We start from the raw sequence: 18,721 nt of genomic DNA, 5'->3' as shown, positions 1-18,721 counted from the left end.
GACCGTCCGGGGACAGCGGGCTCAACCGCGCCTGTCCCTGCGGCGCCCGGGTGGCCAGGCTCGCCGCAGACTGCTGGGGCCCGTACGAGCTCCATCTGGACGCGAAGCGGGTCCACGTCTTCGACCCGTCCTGATCAGTAGCCCGAGGGGTGTGTGGACAGCCAGGCGGAGTGGCGGTTGCGCAGGCGGTCCCGTTCCCCGGAGGTGGGGAGGATGACGTCCGCGCCGCCGTCGTACGGGTGGTGGACGCGGGTGAAGCCGGGGTCCGTCACGAGGACACCACCGGGCAGCGTGTCGTCCGCGACGGCGCGGAGGAGCGGGTCGAGGCAGCCGCGCTGCCAGGGGCGGCGGTCGGCGTAGAAGTACCAGCGGATGTGGAAGGCCGGATCCGGGTCGTCGGTGTCGTCCAGGGTCGTCCACAGCGTGCCCTCCGGGTGGAGGGCAGCACGGTGGGCCGAAGGGTCCGTCGGCTCTGACGGGGCCGCCCACTCGGAGGTCACCACGTACGCCTCGCCGCCCGCGAAGAGTTCGTCGAGGACCGTGTTGTACCGGTCGAGGAGGACCGCGTACTCGGCCTCGTCCTCCGCGTGGCGTTTCGACCCCGGCAGGCTGTGGAAGCGCACCCAGCGGCTCCCGTACACCGTCTTCAGTTCCCACGGCAGCATCGGCCCGGCAGGCCGGTGGGCCTGCCAGAGCCGGGTCAGCCGCTCGTGCGCCGGGTCGGGGAGTGGTACGTCGTTCACTCCCCGGGAGCCTTGGCCACGCCGACCGGGCAGCTCACCCCCGTGCCGCCGATGCCGCAGTAGCCGCCGGGGTTCTTGTCCAGGTACTGCTGGTGGTACGCCTCGGCGGGGTAGAAGGGGCGTCCCTCCGCGGGCAGGACCTCGGTGGTGATCGTTCCCAGTCCGGAGCCCGTCAGGACCTTCTGGTAGGCGTCGCGGGAGGCGGCGGCCGCGGCGGCCTGGGCGGGGGAGTGGGTGTAGAGGGCCGAGCGGTACTGGGTGCCGACGTCGTTGCCCTGGCGGAAGCCCTGCGTCGGGTCGTGGGCCTCCCAGAACACCTTCAGCAGCTGCTCGTACGAGACGGCCGAGGGGTCGAAGACGACCCGTACCGCCTCGGTGTGGCCCGTCATCCCCGAGCAGGCCTCCTCGTACGTCGGGTTCTCGGTGTGGCCGCCCTGGTAGCCGACGAGAGTGGTCCACACGCCCGGCGTCCGCCAGAAGACGCGCTCGGCTCCCCAGAAGCACCCGAGGGCGAAGTCCGCGACCTCCAGACCTTCGGGATAGGGGCCGAGGAGCGGGTTGCCGAGGACGGTGTGGCGCTCCGGGACGGTGAAGGACGGTTCGGGGCGGCCCTTGAGGGCCTGCTCCGGGGTGGGCAGCACGGGCGTACGGCCGAAGAGCATGGTCGATTCTCCTTCACGGTGACGGCACCGGGGACAACGTCCCGGTGCCGTCGGGAATTCCACCGGGCCCGGTCCGTGCCCGGTCGCCGTCCGCTCGGCGGCAGGCCGCACCGGGGCGTCGTACCGCCGGACGCGGGCCTCCGCCGGGTCGGCCCGGCGGCGCCACCGCAGGGCGTCGCGTCGACGTACCCGTCGTCCCCGGGGGCCGGCGGGGCGGGACCAGAGGTCCCGGACGCGCCCCGCGGGCCCGGACCGGTGTCCCCGGCCGGGGCCCGGCCGGGGCGGGGCCGTCAGCGCCGGAGCGTCGCCGGGCTGCCGCCGTTGGCCTCGTAGCCGGCCACCGCCAGGGCGCGGTGGACCGTGTACTCGGCCGCCGGGTCGGCGCTCTGCGTCCAGGGCACGGCGCCGACGTGGCCGTCCACCCGGACGAGCTGCTGCATGGCCTCGGCCCACCGCTCGGACCGCACCAGGAAGAGGATCAGCAGGTGCCGCACGTGCGCGAGCATCGGGTCGTCGGCGCGCGCCGAGTGGACGGCGTAGAGGGCTCCCTCGACCGCCCTGGTGACGACGGCGCCCTGGTAGAAGCCGCTCACCAGGTTCACCTCGGGCAGGTGCTCGTAGACCGCGAACAGCGGCAGCGCGGCGAGCAGCGAGCCCTCGGGTGCCCGTGCGGCCGCGGCGACGGCGAACCGGTCCGCCTCCTCGCGGGAGCCGTGCCACTTCGCGCACAGGTGGTGCAGCGCGGCGAGGTGGGCGCCCATGTGCGCGGGGGCGCGGTCCAGGATCCGCGCCCAGAGCCGGTCGAACTCCTCCCGGGAGGCGCCGAGTCCGCGGGCGACGGCCAGCTCGGTGATGGCGGGTACCGGGTCGCCGGGGGCGAGCAGGGCGGCCTGTTCGCAGACGCTGCGGGCCTCTTCCAGGATGATCCGGAACTCGTCCGTTCCGGCGGTGGACGTCCGCCATGCCTGCTGCACCAGGAACTCGGCGTGCACCTGCGCGCCGCCCGCGTCCTTGGGCGAATCGGAGCGCCAGTCGCGCAGCCAGGCCCCGCCGGTACCCGGCTGCTTCACGAGTTCGAGGGAGGCCGCACCGGCGAAGGCCTGCACCCGCTGCCAGCGGACCTCCCCCTCCTTCGGCGTCCCGGCGAGCAGCTGCGCGGCGGCCCGCCAGTCCTGGGTGCGCTGGACGACGTCGAGGACGTCGAGGAGGTCCTGGTCCGGGCCCGGGAGCCGGACGTCCAGCAGTTCCTGGCGGAGGAAGCCGTAGTCGTCGGGGTCGGCGGCCTCGGGGGAGCCGGGGGCGGCGAGCCGGATGCCGGAGCGGCGGCGCATGACGAAGGGGCCGACGACCGCGGCCAGCATGCCCATCGCGATCAGGAACCAGAGAATCTCCATGGCCCCATTGTCCCGGACCGCGCCCGCGCCCCGTCCGGCCCGTCCCCCTGCGTCCCCGGCCCCGGCGAAGGCCGCGTCCGGCCCGTCCGCCTTCCGGGGGCGAGGGCCCGCCGGGGCGTGCGGTCGGGTGGAGCCGACGGGGTGCACGGTCGCGGGCGCGCACCGCCCGCCACGGGACTACGCTCGGGCCTCATGAGCGACGACCACACCATGCACAGCTTCGAGACCCGCGCCATCCATGCGGGCAACACGGCCGACCCGCTGACGGGCGCGGTCGTACCGCCGATCTACCAGGTGTCCACCTACAAGCAGGACGGTGTCGGCGGACTGCGCGGCGGCTACGAGTACAGCCGCAGCGCCAACCCGACCCGCACCGCGCTGGAGGAGAACCTGGCGGCGATCGAGGGCGGCCGCCGTGGTCTCGCCTTCGCGTCCGGGCTGGCCGCCGAGGACTGCCTGCTGCGCACCCTGCTCCACCCCGGTGCGCACGTGGTGATCCCGAACGACGCCTACGGCGGCACCTTCCGCCTGTTCGCCAAGGTCGTCCAGCGGTGGGGCGTCGACTACTCGGTGGCCGACACCTCCGACCCGGCCGCCGTCCGCGCCGCGGTGAACGACCGCACCAAGGTGATCTGGGTCGAGACCCCCTCCAACCCGCTCCTCGGCATCACCGACATCGCCGCGGTCGCCGAGGTGGCCCGCGGGGCCGGTGCCAGGCTGGTCGTCGACAACACCTTCGCGAGCCCCTACCTCCAGCAGCCGATCGCCCTCGGCGCGGATGTCGTGGTGCACTCGCTGACCAAGTACATGGGCGGCCACTCGGACGTCGTCGGCGGTGCCCTGGTGGCGGCCGACGCCGAGCTGGGCGAGGAGCTGGCCTACCACCAGAACGCGATGGGCGCGGTGGCCGGGCCCTTCGACTCCTGGCTGGTGCTGCGGGGCATCAAGACGCTGCCGGTGCGCATGGACCGCCACAGCGAGAACGCGGCCCGCGTCGCCGAGATGCTGACCACCCACCCCCGGGTGACGCGCGTCCTCTACCCGGGGCTCCCCGAGCACCCGGGGCACGAGGTGGCCGCGAAGCAGATGAAGTCCTTCGGCGGCATGGTGTCCTTCCGCGTCGAGGGCGGCGAGGCGGCCGCGGTCCGGGTCTGCGACCGGGCGAGGCTGTTCACCCTGGGCGAGTCGCTGGGCGGCGTGGAGTCGCTGATCGAGCACCCCGGCAGGATGACCCACGCCTCGGTCGTCGGCTCGGCGCTGGAGGTGCCGGGCGACCTGGTGCGGCTGTCGGTCGGCATCGAGGCGGCCGACGACCTGGTCGCCGACCTGAAGCAGGCCCTGGGCTGACCCCGGGCCCCGCGCGGGGCCCCGTCCGCACAGGCGCGGACGGGGCCCCGTCGTGTGCCGTGTGCTCAGGCGGGCACCTTCTCGTCCTCCAGGCCCTCGCGGATCATCCGGCGCAGCTCGGGGCCGTCCGTGTGCTCGTGCACCGAGACGGCGTGCTCGGCCGCCGCCCGGACGACCTCCTCCTCCTCACCGGTGATCGTGAGGGTGCACCCGCTGACACTCGGGGTGTTGCGGCAGTCGGCGACTTTCCTGGTCATGGCGGCCTCCTCCGGGACGATCGGTTCCCTTAACGCCGCTCCCTTCCAGGGTAGGACTCCGAGGCCCCCGCCGCGGGTGCGGGCGGCCCGCGGGACGCACCCCGCCGCCGGCCGCGACCCGTCACCGGCCCACCGGTCACCGTATGTCGCCGCGCCCCCCCCGCGGCCGGGCCGCGCCCCGGTGCGCCGGCCGGGCACCGCACAGGGCAGCGGCTCCCTCAGACGCCCTCCACGGGCGGCACCGTGTCCGAGGGGGGAAGCAGCCACGGCTCGGTGGCCAGCGCCCACACCGCCAGGGCCAGCAGCGCGGCGGACAGCACCAGCCAGAGCGTGCGCCGCAGTGCGCGGTGGCGGCGCAGCAGCCGGTCGCCCCGGGCCGCCGCCTGCGCACCGAGCCCACCGGGGACCACCGGGTGCGGGGTCTCCATCATCCGGCGGACCTCGGCCTCCTTCCGCTCCGATCCGCTCATCAGGCCGTCCCGAGGCGGGTGGGGACGCCGAGCCGGGAGGGCGGCGCCGAGGAGGAGTTGCGCATGACCGCGACCGCCCGTGTGCACACGGCCCGGACGCGCTCGGGAGGGATACCGAGCAGCGTCGCCGCCTGCTCCTCGGCGACCCCCTCGTACAGGCGCAGGACGAGGACCAGCCGCTCCTGCGGGGTGAGCCGGCCCAGCACGCCCTCGGCGGCCCACCGGTGGTGGCGCCAGGCGCCGCGGGCGAAGCGGACGGCGAGTTCGCGGCGCGTGCGGTCGTACGGGTCGTCGCCCCGCAGGCGGTCCCAGTCCGCGTAGGTGCGGGCGAGGGCCGCCGTCAGCAGCTCCTGGGCGCGGGGGTTGGACGTGGGCGGCTCGGCCGTGAGCAGGGTGGAGACATGCAGCAACCGCGTTGCCGCGCCCGCGACGAAGGCGTCGAACTCCCGGGTGCGGCGCCGGTCCTGGGCCGAGTGCCGTTCGCTCACGTTCTCATTCAGGGCCCGGGGCGGTGCTCCGGTCAAGGGGTCGGCGGCGCCGGACGGCGAAGCATCCGGCCGTGTACGCGCCGTGTACGGCGCCGGGCCGCCAGCGGAGGCCACCGCCTACGGCGCCGGGCCACCGGCGGAGGCCGTGGCCGGAGCGTGCGGCCGGAGGGTGCGGCGAGGCCGCGAGCCGGCGCAGGGGCGGGCGCAGGGGCGGGCACGCCGGGGTCGGTTCCGCCGGGCCGGGCACACCCGGCCGGGCTCGTCAGGAGTCGGTCGGCGCCTGGGGATCGCCCGGGTGCAGCCCGGCCTGCCAGGCGGACAGGGCCGAGTTGAAGCGGGTGAGCAGGGTGCAGAAGGACTCGCGCTCGTCCTGGGTCCAGCCGTCCGTCACCTGCCGCATCAGCTCCCGCCGGGAGGAGCGCACCTCGTCCAGCCGCGCCTGGCCGCGCGGGGAGAGCTGGAGCACGACGGCCCGCCCGTCCTCCGGGTGCGAGGTGCGCTTGACGAGCCCGCTGTCGACGAGCGGCGCGACCTGGCGGGTGACCGTCGAGGAGTCGATGCCCATCCCCGCGGCGAGCGCCTTGACGCCCATCGGGCCTTCCTGGTCCAGCCGGTTGAGCAGGAGGTACGCGGCGCGGTCCATGGAGTTGCGGGCCTGGCCGACGCCGCCGAGGCGGGTCTGCTCGGCGCGCCGGGCGAAGACGGCCACCTGGTGCTGGAGGGCATCGAGGAGGCCGGGACCGAGGTCGGTCGTCATGTCCTGGGAAGTGGGCATGGCTGAGGGGCTCTCTCGTGCGGTGGTCGGGAGGTAGGGGGACAGCGTACGCGGCTACGGGCGCGTAAGGAGCCGTGCTGCGCGATCCCGTCCCACCCGGGGTACCGGCATGCGGACGGCGGCCCGGTCCGGGCACCCGGCTGCCAGACTTGTGCCATGAACGCCCGTCTGCCCCAGCTCATCAGTCCGGTCATCCTCGACGACGTCCGGGGGGCGCAGAAGATGCTCTCCGGCGTCGCCCGGGTGACCCCGATGGAGGGCAGCCGCCATCTGACCCGGCTGGTCGGTTCGCCGGTGCACCTCAAGTGCGAGAACCTGCAGCGCACCGGGTCGTTCAAGCTGCGCGGCGCCTATGTGCGCATCTCCGGCCTGCGCCCCGAGGAGCGGGCGGCGGGCGTGGTCGCCGCGTCGGCGGGCAACCACGCCCAGGGCGTGGCGCTGGCCTCCTCGCTGCTGGGCGTGCGCTCGACCGTCTTCATGCCGGTCGGCGCACCGCTGCCGAAGGTCGCCGCGACCCGCGAGTACGGCGCGGACGTCCGGCTGGCGGGGCAGGTGATCGACGAGACGCTCGCCCGGGCCGAGGAGTACGCCCACGAGACCGGCGCGGTGTTCATCCACCCCTTCGACCACCCGGACATCGTGGCCGGTCAGGGCACGCTGGGGCTGGAGATCCTGGAGCAGTGCCCGGAGGTGCGCACGATCCTCGTCGGCGTCGGCGGCGGAGGTCTCGCGGCGGGGATCGCCGTGGCGGTGAAGGCCCTGCGCCCGGACGTCCGGGTCGTGGGCGTCCAGGCGGAGGGCGCCGCCGCGTACCCGCCCTCCCTGGCCGCGGGACGCCCCCTCTCGCTGGAGGCGCCGTCGACGATGGCCGACGGGATCAAGGTGGGGCGTCCGGGCGACGTGCCCTTCCGGATCATCAGCGAGCTCGTCGACGAGGTCCGCACCGTCTCCGAGGACGCGCTCTCCAGCGCCCTGCTGCTGTGCCTGGAGCGGGCGAAGCTGGTGGTGGAGCCCGCGGGCGCCAGCCCGGTGGCGGCGCTGCTCGGCGACCCGGGCGCCTTCGAGGGGCCGGTGGTCGCCCTGCTGTCGGGCGGCAACGTCGACCCGCTGCTGATGCAGCGGGTCCTGCGGCACGGCATGGCCGCCGCGGGCCGCTACCTCTCGCTGCGGCTGCGGCTCACCGACCGCCCGGGGGTCCTCGCGGCGCTGCTGGGGACGCTCTCGGAGGCCGACGCCAACGTGCTGGACGTCAGCCACGTCCGCACGGACCCGAGGCTGGGCCTGACGGAGGTCGAGGTGGAGCTCCAGCTGGAGACCAAGGGGCCCGAGCACTGCGAGGAGGTCGCGGCGGTCCTGCGGTCCGCCGGGTACACGGTCCTGGACTGAGTGCCGCCCGCGGAACGGGTTCGCCGGGATTTTTATACCGCGCTAGGGTGCCGGACGGGCCGGGGCCCCGATCCGGTGACGACCCGGAGAAATGATTCGTCCCGGCACCCGCCGGTCCCTACGCTGGGCCGGGCGCCGCGCGGGCGACCGCCCCGCCGCGGGCCCCCGCGTCCGACCCCCGCACCGCCCCTCACCCCCAGGGAGAACCCCTATGCCAGGCGCCATCCACGCCGAAGGGCTGGTCAAGACCTTCGGTGACGTACGGGCTCTGGACGGCGTCGACCTCGACGTCCCCGAAGGCACGGTCCTCGGCCTCCTCGGCCCGAACGGGGCCGGCAAGACGACCACCGTGCGTGTGCTCACCACCCTGATCCGGCCCGACAGCGGCTCCGCCCGCGTCGCCGGCATCGACGTCCTGAAGCATCCCAACGAGGTGCGGCGGTCCATCGGCCTCTCCGGGCAGTTCGCCGCGGTCGACGAGTACCTCACCGGCCGGGAGAACCTCCAGATGGTCGGGCAGCTCTACCAGATGTCCCGGCGCGACGCCAAGGCCCGCGCCGTCGAGCTGCTGGAGCGCTTCCACCTCGCCGACGCCGCCGACCGGCCCGCCAAGACCTACTCCGGCGGCATGCGCCGCCGCCTCGACCTGGCCGCCGCGCTGGTGGTCTCCCCACCCGTGATGTTCATGGACGAGCCGACCACCGGGCTCGACCCGCGCAACCGGCAGCAGCTGTGGGACGTGATCCAGGAACTGGTCGGCGCCGGGACCACGCTGCTGCTCACCACGCAGTACCTGGAGGAGGCCGACCACCTCGCCGACGACATCTGCGTGGTCGACCACGGCAGGGTGATCGCACGCGGCACCTCCGACGAGCTGAAGGCCCGCACCGGAGGGGAGCGCGTCGAGGTCGTCGTCCACCGGCCCGACGAGATCGAGCCCGCCCGCGAGGTCCTCGCCGGCCGGGGCAAGGGCGAGGTCGCCGTCGTCCGCCACACCAGGAAGCTCACCGTCCCGGTGACCGGCGGCGCCAAGCTGCTGGCCGAGGTCATCCGCGACCTGGACGCCCGCGGGGTCGAGATCGACGACATCGGACTGCGCCGCCCGACCCTCGACGACGTGTTCATCTCGCTCACCGGCCACGCGGCCGAGAGCGCCGCAGCCGACGACGAGGCGTCCGACGCGCCCGGCAAGGAGAGTGCCGCATGACGACCACGACCACCCCGGCCGCCCGTCCCCTGGCGCCCCGCCCCCGGGGCGGTGTCGCCCAGTCGCTCGCCGACTCCCTCGTCGTGGCCCGGCGCAACATCATCCGCCTGACCCGCATCCCCGAGATGATCGTCTTCGGGATCGTGCAGCCCGTCATGTTCGTGGTGCTGTTCAGCTACGTCTTCGGCGGCTCGATCTCCGTCGGCGGCAGCCTCTCGGCCTCCGACTACCGCGAGTTCCTGATGGCCGGCATCTTCGCCCAGACCGTCACCTTCGCCACCGCCGGAGCGGGGGCCGGGATCGCGGACGACATGCACAAGGGGCTGATCGACCGCTTCCGCTCGCTGCCCATGGCCCGCGGTGCCGTGCTCACCGGCCGGACCCTGGCCGATCTCGTCCAGACCACGCTGACCCTGGTGGTGCTCGCCCTCGTCGCGCTCCTGGTCGGCTGGCGCACCCACACGAACGCGGCCGAGGTCCTGGCGGGCTTCGCCCTGCTGCTGCTGCTCGGGTACGCGTTCTCCTGGATCGGGGCGCTCATCGGCCTGTCGGTGCGCACCCCCGAGGCGGCCACCTCCGGCGGCCTGATCTGGCTCTTCCCGCTGACCTTCGTCTCCAACGCCTTCGTGCCCGCGGAGAACATGCCGACCTTCCTCCGGCACGTCGCCGAGTGGAACCCGTTCAGCGCCACGGTCCAGGCGGCCCGCGAGCTCTTCGGCAACCTGCCGCCGGGGTACGTCACCCCGGACGCCTGGCCGATGCAGAACGCGGTCCTCGCCTCCGTCCTGTGGTCGGTGCTGATCATCACCGTCTTCCGGACGCTCGCGGTGCGCAAGTACCGCTCCGCCTCGGCCTGAACGCGGCCCCGGGCGGAGGACCGGCGCCGTCTTTGCTCCCGGCCCGCCGGACCTGGAGCGGAGACCGGCGCCGTCTTTGCTCCCGTCCTTCCGGGCCGGGAGCGGAGACCGGCGCCGTGGCCTTGCCGCAACGCCGGACGGCGGGGCCGCCCGATCGGTACGATTTCGCCGGCCTTCACAATCCGGCGCGGTGCCCGGGCGGCGGTGCGAACCCGCGCCTGCGGCCACCGCCTTGCCAGGGGGTACGGGGATGAGTCCATCGGCTCGGCGCGCCTGGGCGGCCGCCGCGACGTTCCTGCTCGCGGCCGCGGTCAGCGTGGTCACCGGCGTCCTGACACAGACCTGGTCGGCCGCCTGGTGGGCCGCCCTCGCCGTGCTGGTGGTCGTCGGCGGCGGCCTCCAGGCATGGGCGGCCCTGTCCGACCGCCCGGCCCGAAGCCAGCGGGTCTCCGGGACGGTGGTGGGCGGCTCCGTCGAGCAGCGGCTGCGAGGAGGCGGCGACCAGTCCGTCACCGACACGCGGATCCGCGGAGGGCTGGCGCAGCACCAGGACGACGGCGCGGATGGCTCCTAGCAGGATGACTCCCGGCAGGTGGTGGCCGTGGCGCCGGGAGCCGCGCGGCGGGCGGCGGCAGAGCGTCGGGGACACCTCGGTCGGGGGCGACCTGGTCCAGTCCGACGGCCCCGTGGCCGCGCACGTCACCGCGGACGCCGTGTCGGTGGGCGGCGACCACCGCAGGGACCAGCGCTCGGAGGTGGTCGTCCACGGCCCGGTCACGGTGAGCGGCGGCTACGTCGCCGGCCGGGACATCCACCTGGTGCAGAGCCCCCCGCCCGCACCGGCCCCCGTCCCGCGGCTGCTGCCGCGGGACGCGCCCGACTTCGTGAACAGGGTCGGCGAACTCGCCGAGGCCGCACGCCTGGTGGACGGCCGTGGCCCGTCCCCCGTCCTGGTCCTCACCGGTTCCGCGGGCGTGGGGAAGACGACCCTGGCCGTCCGGCTGTGCCACACCCTGGCACCGGGCCGCCCCGACGGAGCCCTCTTCGCCGACCTCGGCGGCTTCGGGGGCCGGCACCGGAGGACGTCCGAGGTCCTCGGCGAGTTCCTCGGAGCCCTCGGCCTGCCCCCGCAGCGGATCCCCGCAGGACTGGAGGACCGCCGCAACCGGTTCCGCACCCTGACCGCCGACACCCGGCTCGTCGTGCTGATCGACAACGCCGCGGAGGAGGCGCAGGTGCGGGACCTGGTGCCCGCGGGCCCCTCGACGGTGGTGGTCGTCACCAGCCGCAGACGCCTCGCCGGGCTCTCCGGCGCCCGGCTGCTGGAGGTGCGGGGACTGGGCGAGGAGGCGTCGAGAAGCCTGCTGCGGCGCGTGGCGCACCAGGCGGGCGACGCACCCGACGAGGCGCTGTCGAAGGTGGCCGCCCACTGCGCGGGGCTGCCGCTCGCCCTGGTGATCGCCGGTGCCCGGATGAACGTGCTGACACACGCGGCGGGCGAGCGGATGGCACAGATGCTGGGCGACGAACGCCGTCGTCTGAACGTCCTGTCGGCGGGAGACCTTGCCGTGCGCGCGTCGTTCCGGACCAGCTACCGGCACCTGCCGGACGCGGCGCAGCGCGCCTTCCGGCTGCTCTCGCGCGTCGGCGGCGGCGCGTTCGCGGCATGGCACCTGGCGCAGCTGACCGGAGGGGACCACGAGCGTGCGGAGTCGACCCTGGCCCTGCTGCACGAGCTGAACCTCGTGCGCACGGCCGCCGACCCGGACGGCTGCGACCACATCCGCTACGAGTTCCACGACCTGATCGGGGACTTCGCCAACGAACTCCAAGCGGAGCACGAGCCGCCGGACACCGGCGAGGAGCGGTTGATCACCGCCTACCGGCAGGTCACGGACGCGGTGCGCCCGGTGCTGTCCCCCACGCGGACCGGCGGAGCGCAGGAGGTGACCGTCGAACTGGACACCGGGACCCTGTCCATCCGCGACCACCTCGCATGGTGCTCCGCGGAGCACGCGAACGTCCTCGCCATGGTGCGGCGGGCCTCCGGGGCGGGGCGCTGGCCCGACGCCGTCGCGCTCGGCGGGGCGCTGATGCCCTTCTTCCAGACGCGGTGCATGTGGTCGGCGGCCGAGGAGTGCTACGCCCTGGCGAAGGCCGCGGCGGAGCGGACGGGCGACACGGCCGCCACGGCGGAACTGCTGCTCGCCGTGGCCGGTGTGCGGCGCTCGCAGGCCCGGTGGTCGGACGCGCGGGAGGCGCTGGAGGAGTGCCTGGCGCTCTACGAGGGCATGCCGCCGGGGAGGGAGGTCGCCTACGCCCTCGGCGGTATCGGGGTCGCGCTGCGGAACGAGGGCTCCTGGGAGGCGGCATGGCGCTGCTTCACGGACTGCCGGCGCATGCTCGACCCCGGGCAGGACCCCTGGGGCACGGCCTTCGCCGTCCGGGGTCTGGGCACCGTCCGCCAGGGCCAGGAGCGCTGGGACGAGGCGCTCGCCTTCCTCACCGAGGCGGCCGGGCTGTTCCGGTCCGCCGGGGACGCCGGGCGGGAGGCGATGGCACGGGTGCGGATCGGCGCGGTCCAGCGCGGCCGGGGACGGCCCCGCGACGCCCTGGAGACCCTCGCGGGCGTCGTCCCCGTCTTCGCGGAGCGCGGGAACCACAGCTGGGTCGCGATCACGGCCGTGCACCAGGCCGCCTGCTGGTCGGACCTGGGCGACCAGGCCAGGGCCCACGGTCGTCTCGACCTGGCCGACCCCGTGTTCGCCGAACTGGGCGACGCGCGCTGGGAGGCGGTCTCCCGGCTCCACCGGAGCACGGCGCACCGCAGGGAGGGGCGTCTCGCCGAGGCGGCGGCGTGCCTGGACGCGGCCGCCGAGGGCTTCGCCGCGCTCGGCGACCGGCCGGGGAGCGCCGGTGTGCTGCACGAACGAGGGCTGCTGTTGCGGGAGGGCGGCGACGAGGCGGCGGCGGATGCCGTCCTGCGGGACGCGCGGCAGGCGTTCCAGGCGCTCGGGTCCCGCAGGGCCGAGCGGATCGCGGCGCTGCTGCGCTGAGGATCAGCGCCCCTGGAGCCGTTCGTGCCGGGCGAAGGCCGCGAGCGCCGCCGCCAGGTCCGCGGGGGTGAGGTCGTTGAACAGCCGGTCGAAGGTGTGGAGGTGCGCGTACTGGCTCTGGAGGGGGAGGAAGCCGCTGAGCAGGGTGCCGCCGCCGGTCCGGATCACGAGGTCCACGTCCTCCCGTACGCCGAGCACCGGCCGTCCGTCCGCACCCCTCGGTGTGCGGGGCGAGCGCAGCTCCTCCCAGGCGTCGTACGCCACCAGCAGGTTCAGAGTCCTTCCGGAGGCCGGGCGCGGCGGTGCGCCGTCCCCTGCTCCGGGGCCGGTGAGCCGGCTGAGCGCCCTGCGGAACCCGCGGGGCACCAGCGACGGGTCCCCGACGGCCGACACGCGCACCCCGTGGTCCTCGAGCACCGGCGGCAGGAGGTGCTCGCACAGGTGCCGCTCGGCGCGGAAGACCGCGTCGAGCTCCTCGGCCGGGCGCGCCAGGTTGCGCCGGCTGAGCAGGTAGACGCTGACGATCGCGACCCCCCGCGCGTACAGGGCGTCCACGAGGTGCGCCAGGTTCCCCATGGCCCGCAGGTAGCCCTCGGCGAGGGGCACCTCGTGCCTGCGCGACCAGCGGCGGGTCCCGTCGGGAATGATCCCCACGTGCCTTGGGGCCCGGGTCAACGCCCTCGCCCTCCGCAACGCCCTCGCCCTCCGCCCTCGACGAAGGCCGGATCGTCGGCGACCCTGCGGATCTCGCCGGGTGGGCGCCTGCCGTGGGCGACCTCGGCGGCCAGCGCGCCCATCCGCAGCGCGCTGTCCATGTTGACGTACCGGTGCGAACCGAGCCGTCCGGCGCTCACCACGTGGGGCGCGGCGCGGTCGAGGTGGTGTTCGACCGCGCGCAGCTCCGCCGAACCGGGGTCGGAGAGGGGATAGTGCCGGCGGATTCGCACGATCCGCTCGACGCGCAGCCGCGCCCGGGCACCGAGGAAGGGCAGGCGCGCGGCGTCCCGCAGCACACGGGCGCCGAGTTCGCCGTCGGGGGCGTCCCAGAGCTCGTCCCCCGGGTCGCAGTGGATCTCGAAGCAGTGCCCGGCCGGTGCGCCCCCCGCCGGTCCGCCCGCGTAGCCCCTGGGCGTGTAGGCCCGGCTGAACACCTGCTTCCCGGGGAAGTACAGGAGATCGCGGGGCAGGTCGGCCGGAACGCCGCGGGTGGACGTGTAGACGAAGACGGTGGCCCGGTGGCGCAGCCGCGCGGCCGCCGCGCGCACCGGCTCCGGCACGGTGCCGGTGTCGGCACCGAGCAGGAAGGCGTCCACCGGACCGGTGTTGACCACGCTGTCGACGGTGCGGACCACCGGGCCGTCGCGGGTGTCCGCCCGCAGCACGACGTGCCCCGCGGCACGGGCCCACGACACCAGTCGTGCACCCGTGCGGACGAGGCCGCCGTCCTGCGTCACCCGGTCGGCGAGGGCTGCGGCGATCCGGCCGATGCCGCCCTCCGGGTAGCGGGAGGCGGGCGCCTCCTCCTCCCGGCCCGCCAGCTGGGCCAGCCCCGTCCCGAGCCGGGGGACGGCGATGCGCTGGCGTCCCCAGAGCGCGGGCAGCCGGGACGGCGGCAGGCCGATGTTCTTGGTGACGTGGTCGAGGACGAAGAAGGCGTACAGGGGACGCCCCAGGCCGCGGACGGCCCATGTCTCCAGGTCCACCGGATCGGCCCGGCCGATCCGGTCGGCCACCCGGCCGCCCGCACGGGCGGCCAGGTAGGCGAGCAGCGGCGGGGCGGCGCGGAGCGGGCCGGCGACGCGGGCGAAGTCCCCCAGATGGAAGGGGAACCGGTACAGGCGCCCGTCGCGCCAGATGCCCCGGGTGGGGCGAACCGGTCGCAGCACGGTGCCCAGGAGGTCTTCGAGATCCCGGAGCACCTCCGGTTCCCTGGCGTAGAGGGTGTGCGGACCGAGGTCGAAGGCGAGCCCGGCGGCGCGCAGTGAGGAGGCGAGACCGCCGACCGTCTCCTGCTCCTCGAAGACCTCGACCCGCGACCCCAGTTCGAGCGCCCGCCGAGCCGCGCCGAGTCCCGCGAGCCCGGCGCCGACCACACCGATCCTCATCGCCTCACCCTCCGCCCGCCCGCCCCTCGGGGTGCTGCTGCCAGCGTGGCCCCCGCGGACCCGGAGCGGCAGCGCCGCTTCCGGCCATTCGGTCCCCGTCGCCGACGCGTGCGGTCCGGGCGGAGGCCGGGGCGGAGGACGGGCGGCGCCCGGACGTCAGGGGCGGCGCCCCGGGGTGGCGGACGCACGAAGCCCCCGGCGGGGACGCGCGTCCCCGCCGGGGGCCCGGGTGCGGCGGCCGCTCAGCCGCTGTAGGGCTTGGCCTCCAGGATCCTGACCATGGCCCTCTTGCCGTTCGGCAGCTCGTACTCCGCCTCGTCGCCGACCTTCTTCCCGTTCACGCCGACCCCGAGCGGCGACTGGGGGGAGTAGGTCTCGATGTCGGAGCTCGCGTACTCGCGCGACGCCATCAGGAAGGTGAGGGTGTCGTCCTCGTCGCCGTCGAAGGCGATCGTGACGACCATGCCGGGCTCGACGACACCGTCGTCCGCCGGCGCCTCGCCGACCTTGGCGCTGTCCAGGAGCTGGGTCAGCTGGCGCACACGGAGCTCCTGCTTGCCCTGCTCCTCCTTGGCCGCGTGGTACCCGCCGTTCTCCCGCAGGTCCCCCTCCTCGCGCGCAGCCTCGATCTTCTTGGCGATCTCGACGCGCGCGGGACCAGACAGGTACTCCAGCTCGGCCTTGAGCTGGTTGTACGCCTCCTGGGTGAGCCAGGTGACGTTCTCGCTGGTCTGGGTCACAGGTGCTCCTCGTAGGTACTGGGAATACAAAGCATCGCCCTACCCAGAAGGATGGTCCGTCCCGGGTGGGCGAAACCACGAGCCTAACAATTTCAGGGCGAAAGGGGGAGGACATAAGCCACCGGACGCACAGCCTCGCAGGTCACCGGCGTCTGCGCCCGGTCCGGCGCGGCGCCGGACCGGGAGAATCGCCGTCGCGGGCGGTCAGGACGCGGTGCAGCCGACCAGCTCGGCGCCGGTGGCCTCGCGGGTGGTGCGGATGCGCACCACCCGGTCGATGCGCTCGGTACCGGTCTCCTCGAAGCGGGCGTCCAGCCTGCCGACCTCGGCGCCGTCCTCCGCCAGGGCCCGTACGGTGCAGGCGCCGGTGGCGTCGGCGTCCTTGCGCACCTCCAGGTGCATCTGCACCTCGTTCGCGCCCTGCACCACGTCGAACTTGATCACTTCGGCGCTGAGGGTCCGGCCCGCGATGTAGTCGTAGCCGAACCAGCCGACCATGGCGACCATGAGAGCCCCGAGCACGGCGCCGAGGACGCGCAGCCCGCGGTCGGCGCGCTCGTCCGCGGAGCGCCCGTAGCGCCCCTGCGGAAGGCCCTCGCGTGCAGCCGTCATGATCGTTCCCTTCGTGTCCCGGAGTCAGGAATTTTCCGCCCCCCGGTTCGGTCACTATAGAGAGCGCACGACGCGACGAATCACTGAGGATCGAGTCTTGACTGAGCAGCTGCGACTGATGGCCGTGCACGCGCACCCCGACGACGAGTCGAGCAAGGGCGCGGCCACGATGGCGAAGTATGTGTCCGAGGGGGTGGACGTGCTGGTCGTGACCTGCACGGGGGGCGAGCGCGGCTCCATCCTCAATCCGAAGCTCCAGGGTGACGCCTTCATCGAGGCGAACATCCACGAGGTCCGCAGGAAGGAGATGGACGAGGCCCGCGAGATCCTGGGCGTCAGGCAGGACTGGCTCGGCTTCGTCGACTCCGGCCTCCCCGAGGGCGACCCGCTGCCCCCGCTCCCCGAGGGCTGCTTCGCCCTGGAGGACGTGGACAAGGCCGCGGGCGAGCTGGTGCGCAGGATCCGCGCGTTCCGCCCCCAGGTCGTGACCACCTACGACGAGAACGGGGGCTACCCGCACCCCGACCACATCATGACCCACAAGATCACGATGGTCGCCTTCGACGGCGCCGCGGACGCGGAGAAGTTCCCGGAGTCCGAGTACGGCCAGGTCTGGCAGCCGCAGAAGCTCTACTACAACCAGGGCTTCAACCGGCCGCGCACCGTCGCCCTGCACGAGGCGCTGCTGGAGCGCGGGCTGGAGTCCCCCTACGGCGAGTGGCTGGAGCGCTGGAAGGAGTTCCAGCGCGCCGAGCGGACGCTGACCACCTACGTGCCCTGCGCCGACTTCTTCGAGGTGCGTGACAGGGCCCTGATCGCGCACGCCACCCAGATCGACCCCGACGGCGGCTGGTTCCGGGTCCCGATGGAGATCCAGAGGGAGGTCTGGCCGACCGAGGAGTACGAGCTGTCCAGGTCGCTCGTCGAAACCTCCCTCCCCGAGAGCGACCTCTTCGCGGGCATCCGGGAGAATGCCTGACATGAGCGCAAGCGCGAACCTCGCAATGACGCACGTCGCCACCCTGGCCAAGGAGCTGGACGAGAACAAGGTCACCCCCGGTGTCCTGGGCTTCCTCGTCTTCGCGGCGCTGGCGGTCGGCGTGTGGGCCCTGATGAAGTCCATGAACCGGCACATGAACCGGGTGGACTTCGAGGAGGAGCCCGAGCCGGACGCCCGGCCCGCCAAGGGCACCGGCCGCACCGGGGGCTCCCCGGCCTGACCGGGACGGGCCCGGTTGCCGCGAGGGCGCGCCGCCGTGTGCGGGACGGGAACGGCCGCGGGGCCCGAGGGCGTCCCCCGGCCGCCCCGGGCCCGTGGCCGTGGGCACCGGCCCGCCGCCCCGCTCCCGGCCGGAGGCCCGTGCGGCGCGGTCAGCGGGGCGGTGCCCCCTCCCCGGCCGCGACGCCGGCGGCCCCGGCCGCGACGGCGGGAGGGACGGCGTACCCCGGGACGGAGGGCCACCGGACCGTCAGCACCACCGCATCCTCCTCGGCCCGCCAGGAGTGGTCCGTCCCGCGCCCCCAGACCACGTAGTCGCCCTGCTCCGCCAGCAGGACCTCCCGGCCCGGCAGCCGCACCCGGAAGCGGCCGCTGACCAGGACCAGCAGCGTGGTGCGCTGCTCTCCCCGCACCCATCGGGCCCGCTCCTCGCCGCGCGGGTGGACCCCCCACTTGATCTCCACGTCCTGGCTGTGGCGCGGATCCCCGGGCTCCTTGAAGTGCCCCAGCAGCCATCCCCGGTCGAGTGCCGCGTCCCGTGCCGCACGGCCCACGTACACGGCGTCCGCACTCGGCCCTCCGCCGGTTCCGTCCGTGCCCTGTCCTCGGCCGGTTTCGCCCGTACCCCGCTCTCCGCCGGTTCCGTCTTCTCGCGGCTCTCCGCCGCCGGTGCCGTCCGCGCTCCCCGCGGGCGGGTGCGGCTCCCCGCACCCGCCTCCGGGGGCGTCCGGCGTGCTGCGGGCCTCCCCGCCCTCGTGCTCGTCCATGCCGTCCGACGCTATCCCGTGCGCCCCTCCCGCCCCTTCCGCCCCTCCCGCCCCTTGTCTCCCCTCGCTCCCGTCCGCCGGGGACGCCCTTCCTTCATCTCCGGATTCCCCAGTATGCTGAAAATCTGAATAGTCGATGGATCGGAAAGTGCGGGTGAGAGCAGTGGCCGGGAACACCGCCTGGACACGGGCCGTGCTGCCGCTGTGCCTGCTGAGCCTCCTGGACGCCGAGGGCGAGAGCTACGGCTACGCCCTGCTGGGGCGGCTCGGCGATGCGGGGCTGACCCCGGTCAAGGCCGCCACCCTCTACCCCGCCCTCGCGCGGCTGGAGGAGGAGGGGGCCGTCGAGGTCGAGTGGCGGGCGGGTGACGGAGGGCCGGGGCGCAAGTACTACCGCATCACCGCCGCGGGCCGGGCGCGGCTCGACGGCGACGCCGCGGCCTGGAACGGCCTCGCCCGGGCCGTCTCCGCGCTGCTCGGCGACCGGGAGGCGGGGGCCGGGGAAGCACCGAGGCGCTGAGCCGCCCACCGGGACCGGCCGCGGCGGGCGGGGAGCGCCGCAGGACGGGCGGGCCCTCGCCCACCGGCGCACCACCGCGGGCCACGGCCCGGACCGGCCTGCCGGGCGGACACCCG

Annotated in this window: 21 protein-coding genes; 9 read left to right on the top strand and 12 right to left on the bottom strand. The window is 74.7% G+C overall.

All coding sequences use genetic code 11. The annotated features are described in order from the left end of the window. Positions 1-134: 134 nt before the first annotated feature. The 3 genes from ACGF15_RS25030 to ACGF15_RS25020 all read right to left on the bottom strand — a co-directional run bounded on the left by ACGF15_RS25030 (position 135) and on the right by ACGF15_RS25020 (position 2,799). Positions 135-743, bottom strand: a complete 609-nt coding sequence (locus ACGF15_RS25030) for a hypothetical protein (RefSeq protein WP_392802091.1) — start codon at positions 741-743, stop codon at positions 135-137. Next, a complete protein-coding gene (gene msrA / locus ACGF15_RS25025) occupies positions 740-1,405 on the bottom strand; it encodes a peptide-methionine (S)-S-oxide reductase MsrA (RefSeq protein WP_345616232.1) in 666 nt (221 codons plus the stop codon). Before msrA ends, ACGF15_RS25030 begins: the two co-directional genes overlap by 4 nt. Positions 1,406-1,695: 290 nt before the next feature. Beyond that, positions 1,696-2,799, bottom strand: coding sequence for a hypothetical protein (locus ACGF15_RS25020; protein WP_345616233.1), 1,104 nt, complete (start codon positions 2,797-2,799; stop codon positions 1,696-1,698). A gap of 192 nt (positions 2,800-2,991) precedes the next feature. Between ACGF15_RS25020 and ACGF15_RS25015 the strand changes: the two genes are divergently transcribed. Next, the gene (locus tag ACGF15_RS25015) at positions 2,992-4,146 is read left to right on the top strand and encodes a cystathionine gamma-synthase (protein WP_345616234.1); all 1,155 of its coding nucleotides are present in this window, start codon (positions 2,992-2,994) and stop codon (positions 4,144-4,146) included. 65 nt (positions 4,147-4,211) lie between these two features. Here the strand turns inward: ACGF15_RS25015 and ACGF15_RS25010 are convergent, their stop codons facing one another. The 4 genes from ACGF15_RS25010 to ACGF15_RS24995 form a co-directional block, all read right to left on the bottom strand. Continuing rightward, positions 4,212-4,403: a DUF1059 domain-containing protein gene (locus ACGF15_RS25010; RefSeq protein ID WP_256527034.1), complete on the bottom strand. Its 192-nt coding sequence runs from the start codon at positions 4,401-4,403 to the stop codon at positions 4,212-4,214. 218 nt (positions 4,404-4,621) lie between these two features. Further along, positions 4,622-4,873 (bottom strand): hypothetical protein, encoded by a 252-nt coding sequence (locus ACGF15_RS25005; RefSeq protein ID WP_362611664.1) that lies wholly within the window; start codon positions 4,871-4,873, stop codon positions 4,622-4,624. After that, a complete protein-coding gene (locus tag ACGF15_RS25000; RefSeq protein WP_345616236.1) occupies positions 4,873-5,361 on the bottom strand; it encodes a sigma factor-like helix-turn-helix DNA-binding protein in 489 nt (162 codons plus the stop codon). The genes ACGF15_RS25005 and ACGF15_RS25000 overlap by 1 nt, the downstream gene beginning before the upstream one ends. 262 nt (positions 5,362-5,623) lie before the next feature. After that, entirely contained in the window at positions 5,624-6,136 is a 513-nt protein-coding gene (locus ACGF15_RS24995; RefSeq protein ID WP_345616237.1) for a MarR family transcriptional regulator, read from the bottom strand. 156 nt (positions 6,137-6,292) lie between these two features. Here ACGF15_RS24995 and ilvA point away from each other — a divergent pair, with 156 nt between their 5' ends. From ilvA to ACGF15_RS24970, 5 genes are all read left to right on the top strand, one after another. Beyond that, complete coding sequence (gene ilvA, locus ACGF15_RS24990) at positions 6,293-7,522, top strand: threonine ammonia-lyase (RefSeq protein WP_345616238.1); 1,230 nt, start codon at positions 6,293-6,295, stop codon at positions 7,520-7,522. Between the two features lie 211 nt (positions 7,523-7,733). Continuing rightward, positions 7,734-8,729, top strand: a complete 996-nt coding sequence (locus ACGF15_RS24985; RefSeq protein ID WP_256527029.1) for an ATP-binding cassette domain-containing protein — start codon at positions 7,734-7,736, stop codon at positions 8,727-8,729. Continuing rightward, entirely contained in the window at positions 8,726-9,586 is an 861-nt protein-coding gene (locus ACGF15_RS24980; RefSeq protein WP_345616239.1) for an ABC transporter permease, read from the top strand. Before ACGF15_RS24985 ends, ACGF15_RS24980 begins: the two co-directional genes overlap by 4 nt. Before the next feature lie 250 nt (positions 9,587-9,836). Further along, complete coding sequence (locus ACGF15_RS24975) at positions 9,837-10,160, top strand: hypothetical protein (RefSeq protein WP_345616240.1); 324 nt, start codon at positions 9,837-9,839, stop codon at positions 10,158-10,160. Positions 10,161-10,164: 4 nt separating this feature from the next. After that, a complete protein-coding gene (locus ACGF15_RS24970; RefSeq protein ID WP_392802082.1) occupies positions 10,165-12,642 on the top strand; it encodes an ATP-binding protein in 2,478 nt (825 codons plus the stop codon). Positions 12,643-12,645: 3 nt separating this feature from the next. Here ACGF15_RS24970 and ACGF15_RS24965 read toward each other — a convergent pair whose 3' ends face one another. From ACGF15_RS24965 to ACGF15_RS24950, 4 genes are all read right to left on the bottom strand, one after another. Continuing rightward, the gene (locus ACGF15_RS24965; protein ID WP_345616243.1) at positions 12,646-13,296 is read right to left on the bottom strand and encodes an undecaprenyl diphosphate synthase family protein; all 651 of its coding nucleotides are present in this window, start codon (positions 13,294-13,296) and stop codon (positions 12,646-12,648) included. A gap of 17 nt (positions 13,297-13,313) precedes the next feature. Beyond that, on the bottom strand, positions 13,314-14,747 hold the full coding sequence (locus tag ACGF15_RS24960) for an FAD-dependent oxidoreductase (protein ID WP_362611655.1): 1,434 nt from the start codon (positions 14,745-14,747) through the stop codon (positions 13,314-13,316). Positions 14,748-14,989: 242 nt separating this feature from the next. Next, on the bottom strand, positions 14,990-15,487 hold the full coding sequence (gene greA, locus ACGF15_RS24955; protein WP_345616245.1) for a transcription elongation factor GreA: 498 nt from the start codon (positions 15,485-15,487) through the stop codon (positions 14,990-14,992). Between the two features lie 204 nt (positions 15,488-15,691). Next, positions 15,692-16,099: a DUF4307 domain-containing protein gene (locus ACGF15_RS24950; protein WP_345616247.1), complete on the bottom strand. Its 408-nt coding sequence runs from the start codon at positions 16,097-16,099 to the stop codon at positions 15,692-15,694. A 97-nt stretch (positions 16,100-16,196) separates the two neighbouring features. On the opposite strand from ACGF15_RS24950, the gene mca reads away from it, so the two are divergent. Continuing rightward, complete coding sequence (mca, locus tag ACGF15_RS24945; protein ID WP_362612808.1) at positions 16,197-17,078, top strand: mycothiol conjugate amidase Mca; 882 nt, start codon at positions 16,197-16,199, stop codon at positions 17,076-17,078. After that, positions 17,071-17,319 (top strand): hypothetical protein, encoded by a 249-nt coding sequence (locus ACGF15_RS24940; protein WP_256527024.1) that lies wholly within the window; start codon positions 17,071-17,073, stop codon positions 17,317-17,319. The genes mca and ACGF15_RS24940 overlap by 8 nt, the downstream gene beginning before the upstream one ends. A gap of 151 nt (positions 17,320-17,470) precedes the next feature. Here the strand turns inward: ACGF15_RS24940 and ACGF15_RS24935 are convergent, their stop codons facing one another. Then, entirely contained in the window at positions 17,471-17,878 is a 408-nt protein-coding gene (locus ACGF15_RS24935) for a signal peptidase I (protein WP_345616248.1), read from the bottom strand. 355 nt (positions 17,879-18,233) lie between these two features. On the opposite strand from ACGF15_RS24935, the gene ACGF15_RS24930 reads away from it, so the two are divergent. Continuing rightward, positions 18,234-18,605, top strand: coding sequence for a PadR family transcriptional regulator (locus tag ACGF15_RS24930; protein WP_345616249.1), 372 nt, complete (start codon positions 18,234-18,236; stop codon positions 18,603-18,605). Positions 18,606-18,721: the final 116 nt, after the last annotated feature.

Source organism: Streptomyces sp. NPDC048001, from assembly GCF_043203115.1.
Lineage (GTDB): Bacteria > Actinomycetota > Actinomycetes > Streptomycetales > Streptomycetaceae > Streptomyces > Streptomyces sanyensis.
Note: the sequence above shows the minus strand (reverse complement) of the source record. Positions and strands in the feature narration are given on the sequence as shown.